The organism is Pseudomonas oligotrophica (assembly GCF_021726475.1).
GTDB lineage: Bacteria > Pseudomonadota > Gammaproteobacteria > Pseudomonadales > Pseudomonadaceae > Stutzerimonas > Stutzerimonas oligotrophica.
This window is the reverse complement of the sequence record NZ_JAKJRU010000001.1, coordinates 462,548-477,520: the sequence shown is the minus strand read 5'-3', so window position 1 is coordinate 477,520 and position 14,973 is coordinate 462,548. Positions and strand designations below refer to the sequence as shown.

Annotated in this window: 12 protein-coding genes; 2 read left to right on the top strand and 10 right to left on the bottom strand. The window is 70.9% G+C overall.

Annotated elements, in window-relative coordinates; all coding sequences use genetic code 11:
* The first annotated feature begins 1 nt into the window (after position 1).
* Both L3N39_RS02235 and L3N39_RS02230 read left to right on the top strand, forming a co-directional pair.
* Positions 2-529 (top strand): cytochrome b/b6 domain-containing protein, encoded by a 528-nt coding sequence (locus L3N39_RS02235; protein ID WP_237255572.1) that lies wholly within the window; start codon positions 2-4, stop codon positions 527-529.
* Between the two features lie 45 nt (positions 530-574).
* On the top strand, positions 575-1,582 hold the full coding sequence (locus L3N39_RS02230) for a zinc-dependent alcohol dehydrogenase family protein (RefSeq protein WP_237255571.1): 1,008 nt from the start codon (positions 575-577) through the stop codon (positions 1,580-1,582).
* A 6-nt stretch (positions 1,583-1,588) separates the two neighbouring features.
* Here L3N39_RS02230 and L3N39_RS02225 read toward each other — a convergent pair whose 3' ends face one another.
* The 10 genes from L3N39_RS02225 to L3N39_RS02180 all read right to left on the bottom strand — a co-directional run bounded on the left by L3N39_RS02225 (position 1,589) and on the right by L3N39_RS02180 (position 14,913).
* Positions 1,589-2,275 carry a uracil-DNA glycosylase family protein gene (locus L3N39_RS02225; RefSeq protein ID WP_237255570.1) on the bottom strand — a complete coding sequence of 229 codons (687 nt, stop codon included), beginning with the start codon at positions 2,273-2,275 and terminating at the stop codon, positions 1,589-1,591.
* Between the two features lie 5 nt (positions 2,276-2,280).
* Positions 2,281-2,817 (bottom strand): DUF3299 domain-containing protein, encoded by a 537-nt coding sequence (locus tag L3N39_RS02220; protein WP_237255569.1) that lies wholly within the window; start codon positions 2,815-2,817, stop codon positions 2,281-2,283.
* 51 nt (positions 2,818-2,868) lie between these two features.
* Entirely contained in the window at positions 2,869-3,120 is a 252-nt protein-coding gene (locus tag L3N39_RS02215; protein WP_237255568.1) for a GlsB/YeaQ/YmgE family stress response membrane protein, read from the bottom strand.
* Positions 3,121-3,251: 131 nt separating this feature from the next.
* Positions 3,252-4,337: a 5-(carboxyamino)imidazole ribonucleotide synthase gene (locus L3N39_RS02210; RefSeq protein ID WP_237255567.1), complete on the bottom strand. Its 1,086-nt coding sequence runs from the start codon at positions 4,335-4,337 to the stop codon at positions 3,252-3,254.
* 35 nt (positions 4,338-4,372) lie between these two features.
* Positions 4,373-4,864, bottom strand: a complete 492-nt coding sequence (gene purE / locus L3N39_RS02205) for a 5-(carboxyamino)imidazole ribonucleotide mutase (protein WP_237255566.1) — start codon at positions 4,862-4,864, stop codon at positions 4,373-4,375.
* A gap of 118 nt (positions 4,865-4,982) precedes the next feature.
* Positions 4,983-6,077: a response regulator gene (locus L3N39_RS02200; RefSeq protein WP_237255565.1), complete on the bottom strand. Its 1,095-nt coding sequence runs from the start codon at positions 6,075-6,077 to the stop codon at positions 4,983-4,985.
* Positions 6,067-8,940 carry an ATP-binding protein gene (locus tag L3N39_RS02195; RefSeq protein ID WP_237255564.1) on the bottom strand — a complete coding sequence of 958 codons (2,874 nt, stop codon included), beginning with the start codon at positions 8,938-8,940 and terminating at the stop codon, positions 6,067-6,069. Before L3N39_RS02195 ends, L3N39_RS02200 begins: the two co-directional genes overlap by 11 nt.
* Positions 8,941-9,089: 149 nt before the next feature.
* The gene (locus L3N39_RS02190) at positions 9,090-11,012 is read right to left on the bottom strand and encodes a bifunctional sugar phosphate isomerase/epimerase/4-hydroxyphenylpyruvate dioxygenase family protein (protein ID WP_237255563.1); all 1,923 of its coding nucleotides are present in this window, start codon (positions 11,010-11,012) and stop codon (positions 9,090-9,092) included.
* Between the two features lie 52 nt (positions 11,013-11,064).
* The gene (locus tag L3N39_RS02185; protein ID WP_237255562.1) at positions 11,065-13,803 is read right to left on the bottom strand and encodes an AMP-binding protein; all 2,739 of its coding nucleotides are present in this window, start codon (positions 13,801-13,803) and stop codon (positions 11,065-11,067) included.
* 195 nt (positions 13,804-13,998) lie between these two features.
* Complete coding sequence (locus L3N39_RS02180) at positions 13,999-14,913, bottom strand: LysR substrate-binding domain-containing protein (RefSeq protein ID WP_237255561.1); 915 nt, start codon at positions 14,911-14,913, stop codon at positions 13,999-14,001.
* Positions 14,914-14,973 lie beyond the last annotated feature (60 nt).

The window sequence follows — 14,973 nt, the reverse complement described above, 5'->3', positions numbered from 1 at the left end:
CATGAAGCCCGCCACCCTCACCCTCTGGGACCCGCTGGTGCGCCTGTTCCACTGGTCGCTGGCGGGCAGCTTCGTCGCCAACTACTTCTTCACCGAAGAAGGCGAAGCCTGGCATCGCTGGCTCGGCTACTACGCCGTGGCCTGGCTGGCGATCCGCCTGGTGTGGGGGTTCGTCGGCACGCCGGCGGCGCGCTGGACGGACTTCTGGCCGACCCGCGCGCGCCTGGCCGCGCACTGCGGCGCGCTGCTGCGCCGCCAGCCCTACCACCGCCTGGGCCACTCGCCGATCGGCGCGCTGGTGATGATCCTGATGATGCTGCTGATGCTCGGCCTCGGCGTCACCGGCTTTCTCATGGAAGAGATCGACTACTTCTGGGGCCTCGACGGGCCCGAGCAGCTGCACGCCCTGTTCGCCGACGCCCTGCTCGGCCTGGTGCTGGTGCACCTGCTGGCGGCGCTGGTGGAAAGCCTGCGCCTGCGCGAGAACCTCCTGCTGTCGATGGTGACGGGGCGCCGGCGACAGCTCTGACAACCACCCCGCGCGGTCCCGTGCCGCGCCCGACAGGAAGCAAGCATGAGCAAAGCCATCTACGTACAAGCCGGAGGCGGCTACGACAAGGTCGTGGTCGGCAGCCACCAGGCCGCCCAGCCGGGGCCCGGCGAAATCAGCGTGCGGCTGCACGCCAACTCGCTCAACTACCACGACTTCGCCGTAGTCAGCGGCATGTGGGGCCCGAGCGAGCCGCGCATCCCCATGGCCGACGGCGCCGGCGAAGTCATCGCGGTCGGCCCCGGTGTCAGCGAATTCAAGGTCGGCGACGCGGTGGTCAGCACCTTCTTCCCCGACTGGCTGGACGGCGAACCCTGCGTCGAGGGCTTCGCCCGCGTGCCCGGCGACGGCATCGACGGCTACGCCCGCAAGCAGGTGACCGCGCCGGCCACCGCCTTTACCCGCGCGCCGCGGGGCTGGAGCCACGCCGAGGCGGCGACCCTGACCACCGCCGGGCTGACCGCCTGGCGCGCGCTGATGGTCGACGGCGCGCTCAAGCCCGGCGAGACGGTCTTGGTACAGGGCAGCGGCGGCGTGTCGATCTTCGCCCTGCAGTTCGCCCGCATGGCCGGCGCCACGGTGATCGCCACCTCCTCCAGCGACGCCAAGCTGGAACGCATGGCCGAGCTCGGCGCGGCGCAGCTGATCAACTACCGCAGCACGCCGAACTGGGGCGAGCGCGTACGCGAGCTGACCGACGGCCGCGGCGTCGACCACGTGATCGAGGTCGGCGGCCCGGCGACCTTGGCCCAGTCGATGACCGCCACCCGCATCGGCGGACACATCTCGGTGATCGGCATCCTCACCGGAGTCGGCGGCGAGCTGCCGCTGGTCGAGGCGCTGGTCCGCCAGCTGCGCCTGCAGGCGGTGCTGGTCGGCAGCCGCACCCAGCAGCAGGCGATGGTCCGCGCCATCGACGCCAACGGCCTGCGCCCGGTGATCGACCGCCGCTTCGCCCTGGAGGAGATCTGCGAGGCCTTCCGCTACCAGGAAAGCAACCGCCACTTCGGCAAGATCTGCCTGGAGTTCTGAGCCGCCTCAGCCCGCTGGCGGCGCGCCGTCCAGCGCCGCCAACCGGGCCTCGAGCAGCTCGGCGAAGCGCCGGTACCAGGCCAGGTTGCGCGGCGACGGGTGCGGCAGCGGGTGCAGGACCAGCTCGCGGCCGTTGCCCTGCGCATCCTCCAGCCTGAATGCCAGGCTGCGCGCGAAGCGGCTGTCGTCAGCCCAGAAGGCTTCCAGCCGCTGGCGCACCTCGCGTGGCTGGTCGATGCCGAACCAGAAGAACGCCTCGCGGCCGAGGGTGATGACCTCGCGGCCCCGCCAGTGTGCCAGCAGCAGCTCGCGCACCAGTGGCTGGAAGCGCCGCTTGACCGCCATCGACCAGGCGCGGTTGCCCAGCGGCTTGTAGGGCACCGTGTTGAGCCAGAAGAAGCGCCGGCCGACCGCCAGCGCGGCGGCGAAATCCGCCGGTTCGCTGCCGTAGCGATGCCGATGCAGGGCGCGCCGCACCAGCTGCCCGCCGGCACCGACGAAGGGCTCGCCGTGGCGCACCTCCTCGCGCCCGGGGTCGCGGCCGAAGAAGGCGATCGGCGCATCCGCCGCGCCCAGGCCGATGATCGGCTCCAGCGGGTCGCGGCCATGCTGCGCATAGACCGCCCGGTCGATGCCCTCTGTCGCCCCGGCGAGCTGACGAAAGCGCTGGCGCAGGGCCTGGTCCAGCGCCATGCCGGCTACTCCAGGTCCGCTTCGTCGATCGGTAGCACCGCCTCGGCGTCGATGGCGTAGGCGGCATCGGCGAGGTCATTGCTCACCGGCTCGATGCGCAGCGGGCCGTCGACCCACAGCGGCGCGTAGATGTCGGCCAGGTCGATGCCCTTGGCGAAACGCACCAGCACGATCTGGTTCGGCGGCGGCGGCGGCACGTGGATGCAGGCACCCGGGTAGGGCACCAGGAAGAACTCGGTGCTGCGCCCGGCCGCGTCACTTTCCAGCGGCACCGGGTAGCCGCCGAGGCGGATCCGCCGGCCGTCGAGCGCCGCCACCGTGTTGGCCGAGTACATCACCTCGGGCAGGCCGGCGCCCTGCTTGAGTCCGCCGGCATCGCTGAAGCCGGCGTTCTCCGGTGAATCGTGGGCGATCTCCGGCATTTCCTCGAGGGCCTTGCGGTCGGCGGCAGGCATCAGCTCCAGCCAGTCGAGTTCGGCCGGCGGGGCGGCCAGGGCCAGGGTGGCGAAGCAGAATAGAACGGCAGCGAAGAGTCGGGGCATGGCAGGCAGGGAGTCGGGGAAACGGGGCCGCCGGGAGCGGCCCCGGCAGGGTCAGTGCTTACGGCGGGTCACCATGCCGTAGATCACCAGCAGGATGATCGCACCGACCACCGCGCCGATAAAGCCGGCGCCCTCGCCCGCCTCGTAGAGGCCCAGCGCCTGGCCGCCGTAGGTCGCCAGCAGCGAGCCGCCGATGCCGAGCAGGATGGTCATGATCCAGCCCATGCTGTCGTCGCCGGGTTTCAGAAAGCGTGCGATCAGGCCGACGATCAGGCCGATGATGATGGTCGCGATGATGCCCATGGTGAGCCTCCAAGGTCCGAAAGGTAGGTAACCAGTGGACCCCGCCCCGCCGCCGGCAGTTCGACGGCGAGCGTCGTGGGCCGGACGACCGGAGCGACAAGAATCAACCGCGAAGCCTCGCTGCCGGTGCCTCAGCCGCGCTCGATCAGCGATTCGACCGCGGTGATCTGCCGGTCGAGGGTGGCGCGATCCGGACAGCGCAGGGTGGCGTGGCCGACCTTGCGGCCGGCCTTGAAGGCCTTGCCGTAGTGGTGCAGGTGGCAGTCCTCGATGGCGATCACCTTGTCCACCGCCGGCACGCTGCCGATGAAGTTGAGCATGGCGCTCTCGCCGAGCTTGGCGGTCGAGCCCAGCGGCAGGCCGGCCACCGCGCGCAGGTGGTTCTCGAACTGGCTGCACTCGGCGCCTTCGATGGTCCAGTGCCCGGAGTTGTGCACGCGTGGGGCGATCTCGTTGGCCTTCAGGCCGCCGTCGACCTCGAAGAACTCGAAGGCCAGCACGCCGACGTAGTCGAGCTTGGCCAGCACGCGGCCGACGTAGTCCTCGGCGAGCTGCTGCAGCGGATGGTTGCTGCTGGCCACCGACAGTCGCAGGATGCCGGCCTCGTGGCTGTTGTGCACCAGCGGATAGAACGCGGTCTCGCCGTCGCGGCCGCGCACCGCGACCAGCGAGACCTCGCCGCTGAACGGCACGAAGCCCTCGAGGATGCACGGCACGCTGCCCAGCTCGGCGAAGGCGCCGGCGACGTCGGCCGCCGTGCGCAGGACCTTCTGGCCCTTGCCGTCGTAGCCCAGGGTGCGGGTCTTGAGCACCGCCGGCAGGCCGATGGCGGCCGCCGCGGCATCCAGGTCGGCCTGCGACTGGATGTCGGCAAATTCCGGCGTGGGGATGCCGAGTTCGCGGAACATCGACTTCTCGAACCAGCGGTCACGGGCGATGCGCAGCGACTCGGCGCTCGGGTAGACCGGCACGAACTGCGAGAGGAAGGCCACGGTCTCGGCCGGCACGCTCTCGAATTCGAAGGTCACCAGGTCGACCTCGTCGGCCAGCCGGCGCAGGTGGTCCTTGTCGTCGTAGTCGGCGCGCAGGTGTTCGCCGAGCGCCGCGGCACAGGCGTCCGGCGCCGGGTCGAGGAAGGCGAAGGTCATGCCCAGCGGAGTGCCCGCCAGAGCCAGCATGCGGCCCAGCTGGCCGCCACCGATCACACCGATTTTCATGGTTTGCACCTGATTGCAATGGCCAGCCGGGCGGCTCAGGCCTGACGCGGGTCCGGGTTGTCGAGCACCGTGCGGGTCTGCTCCTCGCGGAACGCCTTGAGTGCGGCGTGGTACTCGGGGAATTCGTGGCCGAGGATGCTCGCCGAGAGCAGCGCGGCGTTGACCGCGCCGGCCTTGCCGATGGCCAGGGTGGCGACCGGCACGCCGGCGGGCATCTGCACGATCGACAGCAGCGAGTCGACGCCCGAGAGCATCGAGGACTGCACCGGCACGCCAAGCACCGGCAGGTGGGTCTTGGCCGCGCACATGCCCGGCAGGTGGGCGGCCCCGCCGGCACCGGCGATGATCACGCGCAGGCCACGGGCTTCGGCCTGTTCGGCGTACTGGAAGAGCAGGTCGGGGGTGCGGTGCGCGGAAACCACCGTCACCTCGTGGGGGATGCCCAGCTTTTCCAGCATCTCGGCGGTGTGGCTCAGGGTGGACCAGTCGGACTTGGAGCCCATGATCACGCCTACCAGTGCGCTCATCGTCGTGCCTCTCGTCGGGCGCCCGGGGGCGCATCGTTATGCGGATCGCTGGATGGCGCGACCCGGAAAGTCAGAAGCGGCAGCGGCTGCCGCTTCGAGGGGCCGCGCAGTATAGCGCCTAGCCGCGCGGCTCGCGATCCCCGGCACCTTCGACCGGGTCGTCCGGCAGGCGTTGCAGCAGCGCCTCGATCGGCCCGGCCAGCGTGCCGAACAGCGTGACCAGTTCGGGATCGAAATGCAGCCCGGCCTGCTCGCGCAGGTAGCCCTGGGCGCGCTCGGCCGACCAGGCCGGCTTGTACGGCCGCGCGGTGCGCAGCGCATCGTAGACATCGCACAGCGCGACGATGCGCGCCGACAGCGGGATCGCCGTGCCGGCCAGCCCCGCGGGGTAGCCGCTGCCGTCCCACTTCTCGTGGTGATGCAGGGCGATCTCGGCGGCGAGTGCCAGCAGCGGCGACTGGCCGGCCGTGGTGAGTATCTCGTGGCCGATGCCCGGGTGGCGGTTCATGGTCTGCCGCTCGTCGTCGCTCAGTCGTCCGGGCTTGAGCAGGATCTGGTCCGGGATGCCGATCTTGCCGATGTCGTGCATCGGCGCGGCCAGGCGGATCAGCTCGACCGCCTCGGCGGCCTGGCCCAGCGCGCCGGCGAACAGCGCCGCCGATTCGCCGATGCGCAGGATGTGGTTGCCGGTCTCGTTGTCGCGGAAGGTCGCCGCCAGGGTCAGGCTGCGGATCAGCGATTCGTAGCTGCTGCGCAGCTGCTCGGTGCGGCTGGCGACCTTGTCCTCGAGCTGCGCGCGCTCCTGGCGCAGCGCCCGGCTGGCGTGGGCCAGCTGCAGCTTGCTGCGCACGCGCAGCATCAGCTCGGTGAGGTCCAGCGGCTTGCTGACGTAGTCGTCGGCGCCCAGCTCCAGGCCCTGGCGGCGGTTCTCGACGTCGCCGAGGGCGGTGACGATGATCACCGGCGAGCAGCTCGGGTCGCGGTCGGCGAGCTGCCGGAGCACCTCGAAGCCGTTGGGCTGCGGCATGTCGAGGTCGAGCAGCAGCAGGTCCCAGGAGTTGTCGCGCAGCCAGGCGAGGCCCTCGGCCGGGTCGGAGAAGCCGACCACCTGGCGCATGCCGAAGGCGCGCAGGCTGGCCTGCAGCAGGCGCAGGTTGGCGCGGATGTCGTCGATGACCACCACGGTCAGGTCGCGCAGGTTTTCAGCGAACACCGGCGTGGCCTCGCTCGAGCAGGGCGCGCACCAGCGCGCGTAGTTCGCCCAGGTCCAGCGGCTTGCGCAGCAGACCCTGGCATTCGAGCCCGAGCAGGCGCGGGTCGTCGGCGCCGGCGCTGAGCACCAGCACCGGCAGCTGGCGGGTCTGCGCATGCTGGCGCAGCTGGCGCAGCACCTCGGCGCCGTCCAGGCCGGGCAGATCGAGATCCAGCAACAACAGCTGCGGCGTGCAGGCCAGCGTGCGCTCCAGGGCGACGCGGCCATTGCCGACCACGCTGACCTGGGCCAGGTCGCCGAGGGCCCGGCGCACCAGCAGCTGGCTGGCCGCGTCGTCCTCGGCGTAGAAGATGTGCGGCGGCGCGTCGTCGCCCGCCTCGCCAGGGCGCAGCACCATCGGCAGCTCGATCCAGAAGCTGCTGCCGATACCCGGCTCGCTGCGCAGGCCCATGCGCCCGCCCATCAGCGCGGCCAGCTCCTGGCACAGTGACAGGCCGAGGCCGCTGCCCTGGATCGCCGAGTTCTCGCGGCCCAGGCGCTGGAAGGGTTCGAACAGCTGCTGCTGCAGCGCCGGCTCGATGCCCAGTCCGGTGTCCTCGACCAGCAGGCGCACGCGGTTGCCGAGCCGCTCGTAGCTCAGGGTGACCTGGCCGTCGGCGGTGTTGTACTTGATCGCGTTGGACAGCAGGTTGAGCAGCACCTGGCGCAGGCGGCGCGGCTCGGCGACGACCTGCAGCTCGCTTTCCGGCAGGTCCAGCTCCAGGCGCAGGCCGTGGCGGCGCACGTCCAGCGCCACCAGCTCGGCGCAGCCGCGCATCAGGCCGCCGATCTCCACCGGGCCGAGGTTCAGCCGCGGCTTTTCCTGCTGCAGGTCGGACCAGTCCAGCACGTCGCCCAGCAGCTGGTTGAGGTGGCGGCTGGCGAGGAGGATCTCGTCGAGGTAGTCGGCGGCATCGGAGCGCTCGCTCTCCGGGTGCTCCATGCGCATCAGCTGGGCGAAGCCGAGGATGGCGTTGAGCGGCGTGCGCAGCTCGTGGCTGATGCTGGAGATCAGCCGGGTCTTGGCCGCGCTGGCCGCGTTGGCCTCGTCCGAGGCCACCCGCAGCTCGGCCTCGACCCGCTTGAGCGCATCGATGTCGACGTGGGTGCCGACGATCAGCAGCGCGGCGCCGGTCTGCGGGTCGCGCTCGAGGATGCGCCCGCGGCTGAGCAGCCAGTGGTACTCGCCCTGGGCGTCGGCGAAGCGGAACTCGGTCTCGTAGCGGATCATCTTGCCGCACGAGGCGCGCTGCAGCTCGTCGCGGATACCGGGTAGGTCGTCCGGATGCACCCGCTGGAGGAATTCGGCCTCGCTCAGGCTCGAGGCCGGCAGCCCGAAGCGCTGCACCAGGCGGCCACGCAGGCGCACCATGCCGCTGCGCAGGTCATTTTCCCAGAGGCTCTCGGTGGCGCTTTCCAGGGCCAGGTCCAGGCGCTGCTGGGCCTGCGCCCGCTGCGCCTCGCTGCGTTCGAGCTGGGTGCCGATGGCCAGGGTGTGCTGGGCCATTTCGTCCAGTTCGCGGATCTCGGCCTGGATCGGCTGCGGCCGCCAGTGGCCCAGGCCGATCTCGCCCATCATCCGCGAGACGCCGTGCATCGGCGCCAGCAGCGCCTGGCTGAGCTGGCGCGCACGGCCCCACATGAAGGCGAAGAACACCAGGTAGAACAGCACCAGGCCGCCGATCAGCAGGTAGCCGATCTGCTGGTAGCGCGCCGCCAGCAGGTTGGTCTGGGCGAATACCTGGGCCTCGTCGACCACCGCCAGCAGGTGCCAGCCGGTCTGCTCCACGGTGCTCCAGGCCACCAGATGCGGCCGCCCGCCAAGCTCGACGCGCAGCACGCCGGAGGGCTGCGCGGCGATGGCCCGGGCCAGCTCGCGGGTCTGCGCGCGGCGCTCGAGGTTGAAGTCCTCGGGCTTGAAGATCTCGCGGCGCACGGCCTCGTCGTAGGAATGGTCGGTCAGCTCGCTGAGGCCGAAGTCGGCCTCGCCCGGCTGCGGCAGGGCCATGATGTTGAGGTCGCGGCTGACCAGCATCGCGTAGCCGTTCCACGGCACGTGCAGCTGGCCGATCTGCTCGAGGATGCCGCTGACGGTGATGTCGATGCCGTTGACCCCCTCGAGGAAGTCGCCGCGGTACAGCGGCGCGATCGCCGACATCATCCAGCCGTGGCCGGCCGGGTCGAGGTAGACGTCGGTCCAGACCACCTGGCGCGACGGGTTGTGCTGGGCGTCGGCCAGGTAATAGAAGTTGTAGTCGGGGATGACCATGTCGTGCGGGTACTGGTCCGGCGTGAGGAACCAGGGGTAGATGTGGTTGAGGCTGTCCCAGCTGTTGAAATACAGGCTGGCCACCAGCGGGTTGCCGGCCTGCAGCTCCTGCATCAGCGGATCGAGCCGCGCCAGGCGGGCGACCTTGTCCAGGTCCTGGCGCTCGGCCGGCGTGGAGTTGGCGTAGAACACCGCGGCATGGCCATCGTCGCGAGGGGTGTAGCGCACGCCATCGGGGCTCAGGGCCAGCGCGGGGCGGCGCTGCGGCGGCGCCTGTTCGAGGGCCTGGGCGGTGAGGTTGCGATACAGCTCGGTCAGCCCCGCGACCTGGCCAAGTTGCTCGTCGATGACCCGCGATTCGAGGTTGGCCGAGGACATCAGGTCGCTCAGCGCGGTGGCGCGCAGGTGTTCGACCTGGGCGTCGCGGATCGCGTTGTTGGTCAGCAGGTAGACGGCGATCAGCACCGTTTCCACCAGCACCAGCGGAATCAGTGCGCTCTGCACGAAGGCGCGCCAGATCCATTGACGCAGGCCGAGAGGGCTATGGGTGGGCACGACTTGCTCCAGCGCGTTGCAGGGTCGCTAAGAGGAGATCTGGCGAAAGCGCGCGATGATAGCACGTAGCCAGCCAGGCGCAGCCTCCGCTGATCGCCCGGGCACCGCTGCCAGCCCCGCTCCGCGCGGCCGGCAGCGCCCCTGGGACATCAGGCCGCAGCCGGTTCGACACCCCCGGCCGCCAGCATCCGGGCGCGCTTGGCCATGGCCGCCAGGCGCACGGCGACGTTGGCCGTGCCGTAGCCATCGTAGCCGCCGCGACGCTGGAGGATCTCGAAGAAGAAGCGCCCGGCGAACGGCTCGGTGTAGACGTGGAACAGCTCGCCGCCAGCCGGGTCGCGGTCGTAGAGCACGTTGTAGCGCGCCAGGTCGGCGAGCATCGCCTCGTCGAAATCGAAGCGCGCCGCCAGGTCGTCGTAGTAGTTGCGCGGGATCTCCAGCAGCGGCACGCCGGCGGCCTGGGCCCGCGCCACCTCGGCGAAGATGTCGTCGCAGGCGAAGGCGACATGGTGCACGCCGGCGCCACGGTAGCTCGACAGCGCCTGGGCGATCACCGTGTTGCGGTCCTGCGAGGTGTTCAGCGGCAGGCGCACCCGGCCGCAGGCGCTGCGCACCGCGCGGCACTTCATCAGGCCGTAGGGATCGGGCACCAGCAGCTCGTCGCCGGCCTCGAAGTCGAACAGGCTGCGGTAGAACAGCACCCAGCTGGCCAGGCTGTCGGCCGGCAGCGCCGTGGCCATGTGGTCGATGCGCTGCAGTGCGCCGTCCGGGCACGCCTCGCCATCCAGGCGGAAATCGACCTCATACAGCCCCTGCCCCGGCGCCCCCGGCTCGACCAGGTAGATCAGGCTGCCATCCGGTGCGCGCACCGCCGGCACCTGTCGCTCGTTCGGCCCGATCAGCCCGCGGTAGGGCTGGCCGCCGAAGGCACAGGCGCGCGCCAGGCTCGGCGCCTCGCGGTCGACCTTGAGCGCCATGGCGCACACCGAGGGGCCATGGGCGAGGTAGTAGTTGTGGGCGAACGAATAGGGCTCGGCGTTGATCACGATGTTGATGTCACCCTGGCGGTAGAGCAGCACGTCCTTGGAGCGGTGCCGCCCGGCGCGGGCGAAGCCGAGGCGCTGCAACCATTCGCCGAGCCGCGCGGCATGCGCCTCGTCGACGGCGAACTCGAGGAACTCGATGCCGTCGTAGCGGGCTGCCGGCGGCGGTGCGAACAGCGGCTGCGCCAGGCCGTCACGCGGTTCGCCCGCGGCCAGGCGCAGCCGCGTGCGCTCCTCCAGATACTGCAGTGCGCGCAGGCCGTCGGCGGCGATGCCGCGCGGCGGGGCGGCGCGGAAGCTGTCGTTGAACACCTCCAGCGACAGCGGCCCGCGGTAGCCGGCCGCCAGCACCGGGGCGAGGAAGCCGGCCAGGTCGAACTCGCCCTGCCCCGGGAAACAGCGGAAATGCCGGCTCCAGTCGAGCACGTCCATTGCCAGCAGCGGCGCATCGGCGAGTTGCACGAAGAAGATCTTCTCGCCGGGAATATCGGCGATACCGCCGGGATCGTCGCGCAGGGCCAGGGTGTGGAAGCTGTCGAGGATTACCCCCAGCGCCGGGTGGTCGACCGCGCGCACCAACTCCCACACCTGCCGCCAGGTCTTCACCTGGCGACCCCAGGCCAGCGCCTCGTAGCCCACCCGCAGGCCCCGCGCACCGGCGCGCTCGGCGATCAGCGCGAGGTCGCCGGCGAGGATCTCGCGTTCACCCAGCGCATCGGCCTGCACGTTGCTGCACAGCAGCATCAGTTCGCAGCCCAGCTCCTGCATCAGGTCGAACTTGCGTTCGGCGCGCTCGAGGTTGCGCGCCAGGCGCTCGCGCGGGCAACCCTCGAAGTCGCGGAACGGCTGGAACAGCGTGACTGCCAGGCCCAGGTCCGCGCAGCGCCGGCGGATGTCCGCCGGGCTGCCGGAGTGGTAGAGCAGGTCGTTTTCGAACAATTCGATGCCGTCGAAGCCGGCCGCGGCGGCCGCCTCCAGCTTCTCCGGCAGGGTGCCGCTGAGCGACACGGTGGCGATCGAGCGTTTCATCCGTTGCTCCTTAACAGCGCAACCTCGTGGGTTCCGTGGGCAATCCGCGGGATCACCGCGGCACTGCCGTGTCCTGTTCGGCCGGTTTGGCCAGGGGCATCAGCCCGGTGGGGCCGGATGCGCCGGTGGATTCCTCGAGCAGCGCACGCAGCGGCGTGGCGATCGAGGCGGTGTAGTCCTTCACGCAGCGGTGGTGGCCGCCTTGCACGTCGTAGCTCTCGAAGCGCTCGCCCATGTTGCGCCAGGCCCGGCTGGTGTAGTCCGCCGAGAAGTAGACCACCGGCGCAGCGATCGGCTGCGGCAGGTAGCGCGCCATCACCAGCGAGTAGCGCAGGAAGCGCGCGTGGACCTCGCGATCGCGCGCCGACGGCGGCTCCGGCGCCTGCCCGGCCAGGCGCTGCCTGAGCCACAGGGCGCCCTTGCTGCCGAGCTTGCCGGCGAGGTTGGCCAGGCGCTTGGGGTACGGCCACTTGCTGGTCTCGCCGAAACGGCTGAGCGCCTCGTAGGCCCGCGCCAGGCTGGCATCGGGCAGGCAGCGGTCGAGCGTGCGCAGGATCGCCCGCGACCAGGGCCGCACGTTGGCCGTCGGCGGGTCGATCAGCGCGACGATCTCGACCTGCTCGCCGGCCTCGATCAACAGGCGCGCAGCCTCGAAGGCCACCAGCGCGCCGTTGCAGTAGCCGCCGATGCGATAGGGCCCGTGGGGCTGGCGCTCGAGGATCAGCGGCAGGCGCTCGCGGGCCATCGCCTCCACCGAGGCGGGGATCGCCTCGCTGGCCATGCCGTGCGGCGCGATCGCGCTCAGCGGCTGCTGCGGCCCGAGCAGGCGCGCCAGGCGGCGGATGTAGTAACCGCCGTGGGCGAAGTCGCCGTGGAACCAGAACAGCGTGGCGCGCCCGGGCTGCGGGTTGAAATCGATCACCGGGATGTCGTGCGAGGCCAGGTATTCCAGCTGGGTGGCCAAATCGCGCGCGGTCTCGGCGCTGATCAGCAGCGACTCGGGAATCACCCGGCCCAGGCGCTGCTCCAGTTCGGCGAGCATCTCGGTGGCCAGCAGCGAGTCGCCGCCGGCGTCGAGGAAATTGTCGTCGAGGCCGACCGCATCGGTTTTCAGCAGCCGCCGCCAGAGCGCCAGCACCTCCTGCTCCAGCGGTGTCGAGCCTTCGTCGACCTCGGCCTCGACCGCGGCGCGGGCACGCGCGTCGCGCTCGGCGAGGTACTGCTCGGCCAGCCGGTGGCGCAGCACCTTGCCGGTCAGGCCGCGCGGCAGTTCGTCGATCACCTGTACGCGTCGCGGCACCTTGAAGTAGACCAGCTCGCCATGCAGGAACTGCTGCAGCTCGGCGGAGGTGGCCGTGGCACCGGGGCGCAGCACCACCGCGGCGGCGACGTCCTGGCCGAGGCGCGGGTGCGGCACCGCAAAGGCGGCGGCCTCGAGCACCGCCGGATGGCGCAGCAGCGCGCCGTCGACCTCCGGCAGGCTGACCTTCTCGCCGCCGCGGTTGATCACCTCGCGCAGGCGCCCGTGCAGGTGCAGGAAGCCGTCCTCGTCGAGGCTGCCGATGTCGCCGGTGTGGAACCAGCCGTCGCGCAGCACCTCGGCATTGAGCGCCTCGTTGCCCAGGTAGCCGGACATGACGGTGGCGCCGCGCACCCGAATCTCGCCGCGCGCGCCGGGCGTCACCGGCTGGCCGGCCTCGTCGACGATGCTCAGGGTGCCCGGCCACGGCCGGCCGACGCTGCCGGCACGATGTTCGCCCGGCAGCGGCGTGTTGACCGCGATCTGCGCGGCCTCGCTGGAGCCGTAGTGCTCCAGCAGCTTGCAGCCGAGCACCCGCTCGAAGTCGTCGAGGATGTCCTGGCCCAGCGGCGCACCTCCCGACGAGGCGAACTGCAGCCGGTGCCGGGCCAGGTCATGCGGATGCGTGCGACCGGCCTCGAGGATGGCACGGTGCAGCGCCGGGCCGGCCGAGTACCAGGTCGGCTGCAGCGTCTCGAACCATTCGTGCAGGTCGACCACCGCCGGACTCAGCGGGAAGGCGACGCTGCCGCCGCTGAGCAGCGGCGTCAGGATGGTCACCTTCAGGCCATGCGAATAGTAGGGCGCCGAGACGCACAGGCAGCGGTTGCCGGCATCCAGGCCGAACCATTGCTGCCACTTGTGCGCGGCGGTGAGCATGTTGCGATGGCTGAACGGGATCAGCTTGGGCAGCGCGGTGGTCCCCGAGCTGCGCAGGATGAACGCCGGCGCATCGGCCCGCGGCGGCTCGTCGGCGACCGGCTGGCGCGCGCCGGGCAGCGTCAGCTGCAGCGTCGGGGTGCCGTCCTCGGCCGGCTCGGCCTCGATCAGCATCAGGCCATGGCGGCGTGCGGCGGCATGCGCCTCGGCCGCGCCGTCAGCCTCGACCAGCATGGCGTCGAGCGGCAGTTGCTGGAGGAACTGCGCCAGCTCCACCGGGCCGAGCCGTGGATCGAGCGGCACGGCGACCGCCGAACAGGCGACCGCGGTGATCGCTACCGCCGCCTGGGCCGGCTCGGGCAGCAGCACGCCGATGCGCGCGTCGCGGCCCAGGCCTGCCTGGCGCAACTGGCCGCGGGTGGTTTCGATGAAACGCTGCAGGCCGCGGAAGTCGAGGGGATCGAAGCGCGTGGAGAGCACGGCTGGACAGTCGGCGAAAGTCGCAGCGAGTTGCTCGAACGCCTGCTGGAGCGTCGCCGCTCCGACAGGCCCCTCGAGCGCAGGGGAGGCCGGCCCCGGGCGGGTGCCGGCCGGATCGAGTTTGGGGTTCACGACGGTCTTTCCTTGGCTGAGTCCGGCCTGGCCATGGCATGGAATGCTCAGCTAAGACAGCAGGCGAAACGAAAGTTGCCCAACACGCTGGTTTTTTTGTAACACGAACCAAGTTCGCCCTGAACGCCGCCCTGCGCCGGCTGTTTCCCGTCGTTCGCCGCTTTTAGCGGATCGCCGTTTCTGCGCGCGCTCCGCTCAGGCCGGCGCAGCCGCTCTGGAACGCTCGTCCAGGCGCCGCCAGAGCAAGCGCACGGCAGCCTTGCGCATCAGCGCGCAGCGATACAGGCGGATCTCCAGCGGCACCCGCCACTGTTCGCCGCCGCAGACCACCAGTTCGCCGCGTTCCAGTTCGCGCTGCGCCGACAGCCTGGGCACCCAGGCGATGCCCAGGCCCTGCAGCGCCATGCTCTTCAGGCTGTCGGCCATGGCCGTCTCGTAGACGATGGTCGAGCGCAGTGCGCGCTGGCGCAGCAGCAGGTTCACCGAGCGACCGAGGAAGGCGCCGGCGCTGTAGGCCAGCAGCGGCACCGTCTGGCCGCTGTCGATGTCGAACAGCGCCTGGCCGTCGGCGCCGACCGCGCAGACCGGCAGCATCTCGGTGCGCCCCAGGTGCAGCGAGGGAAACAGCTCCGGGTCCAACTGCAGCGCGGCATCGGGGTCGTAGTAGGCGACGATCAGGTCGCAGCCGCCCTCGCGCAGCAGGTGCACCGCATCGCCGACGTTCGCCGCGACCAGGCGGGTCGCCAGGTTCAGGCCCTCCTGGCGCAGCCCGGCGACCCAGCCGGGGAAGAAGCCCAGCGCCAGCGAATGCGCGGCGGCCACCTGCAGCACCTCGCCCTGCTGGCCTTCGAGGTGATGCAGATGGCGCACCACGTCGCCGAGCTGCTCGACCAGGCTGCGCGCGGTGACCAGGAACAGCTGCCCGGCCTCGCTCAGCTGTACCGGCGTGCAGCTGCGGTCGACCAGGGTCAGGCCGAGGGCCTCCTCCAGCGAGCGGATGCGCCGGCTGAAGGCCGGCTGGGTGACGTGGCGGCGCTGCGCCGCCTGGGAAAAGCTGTGGGTCGCGGCCAGGGCGATGAAATCCTCCAGCCATTTGGTTTCCAGGTTCAAGGCAGCCCTCCACACGCTTGCCGGCATCGGTGAGTCACGCCGACATTATGCCGTTCCTGC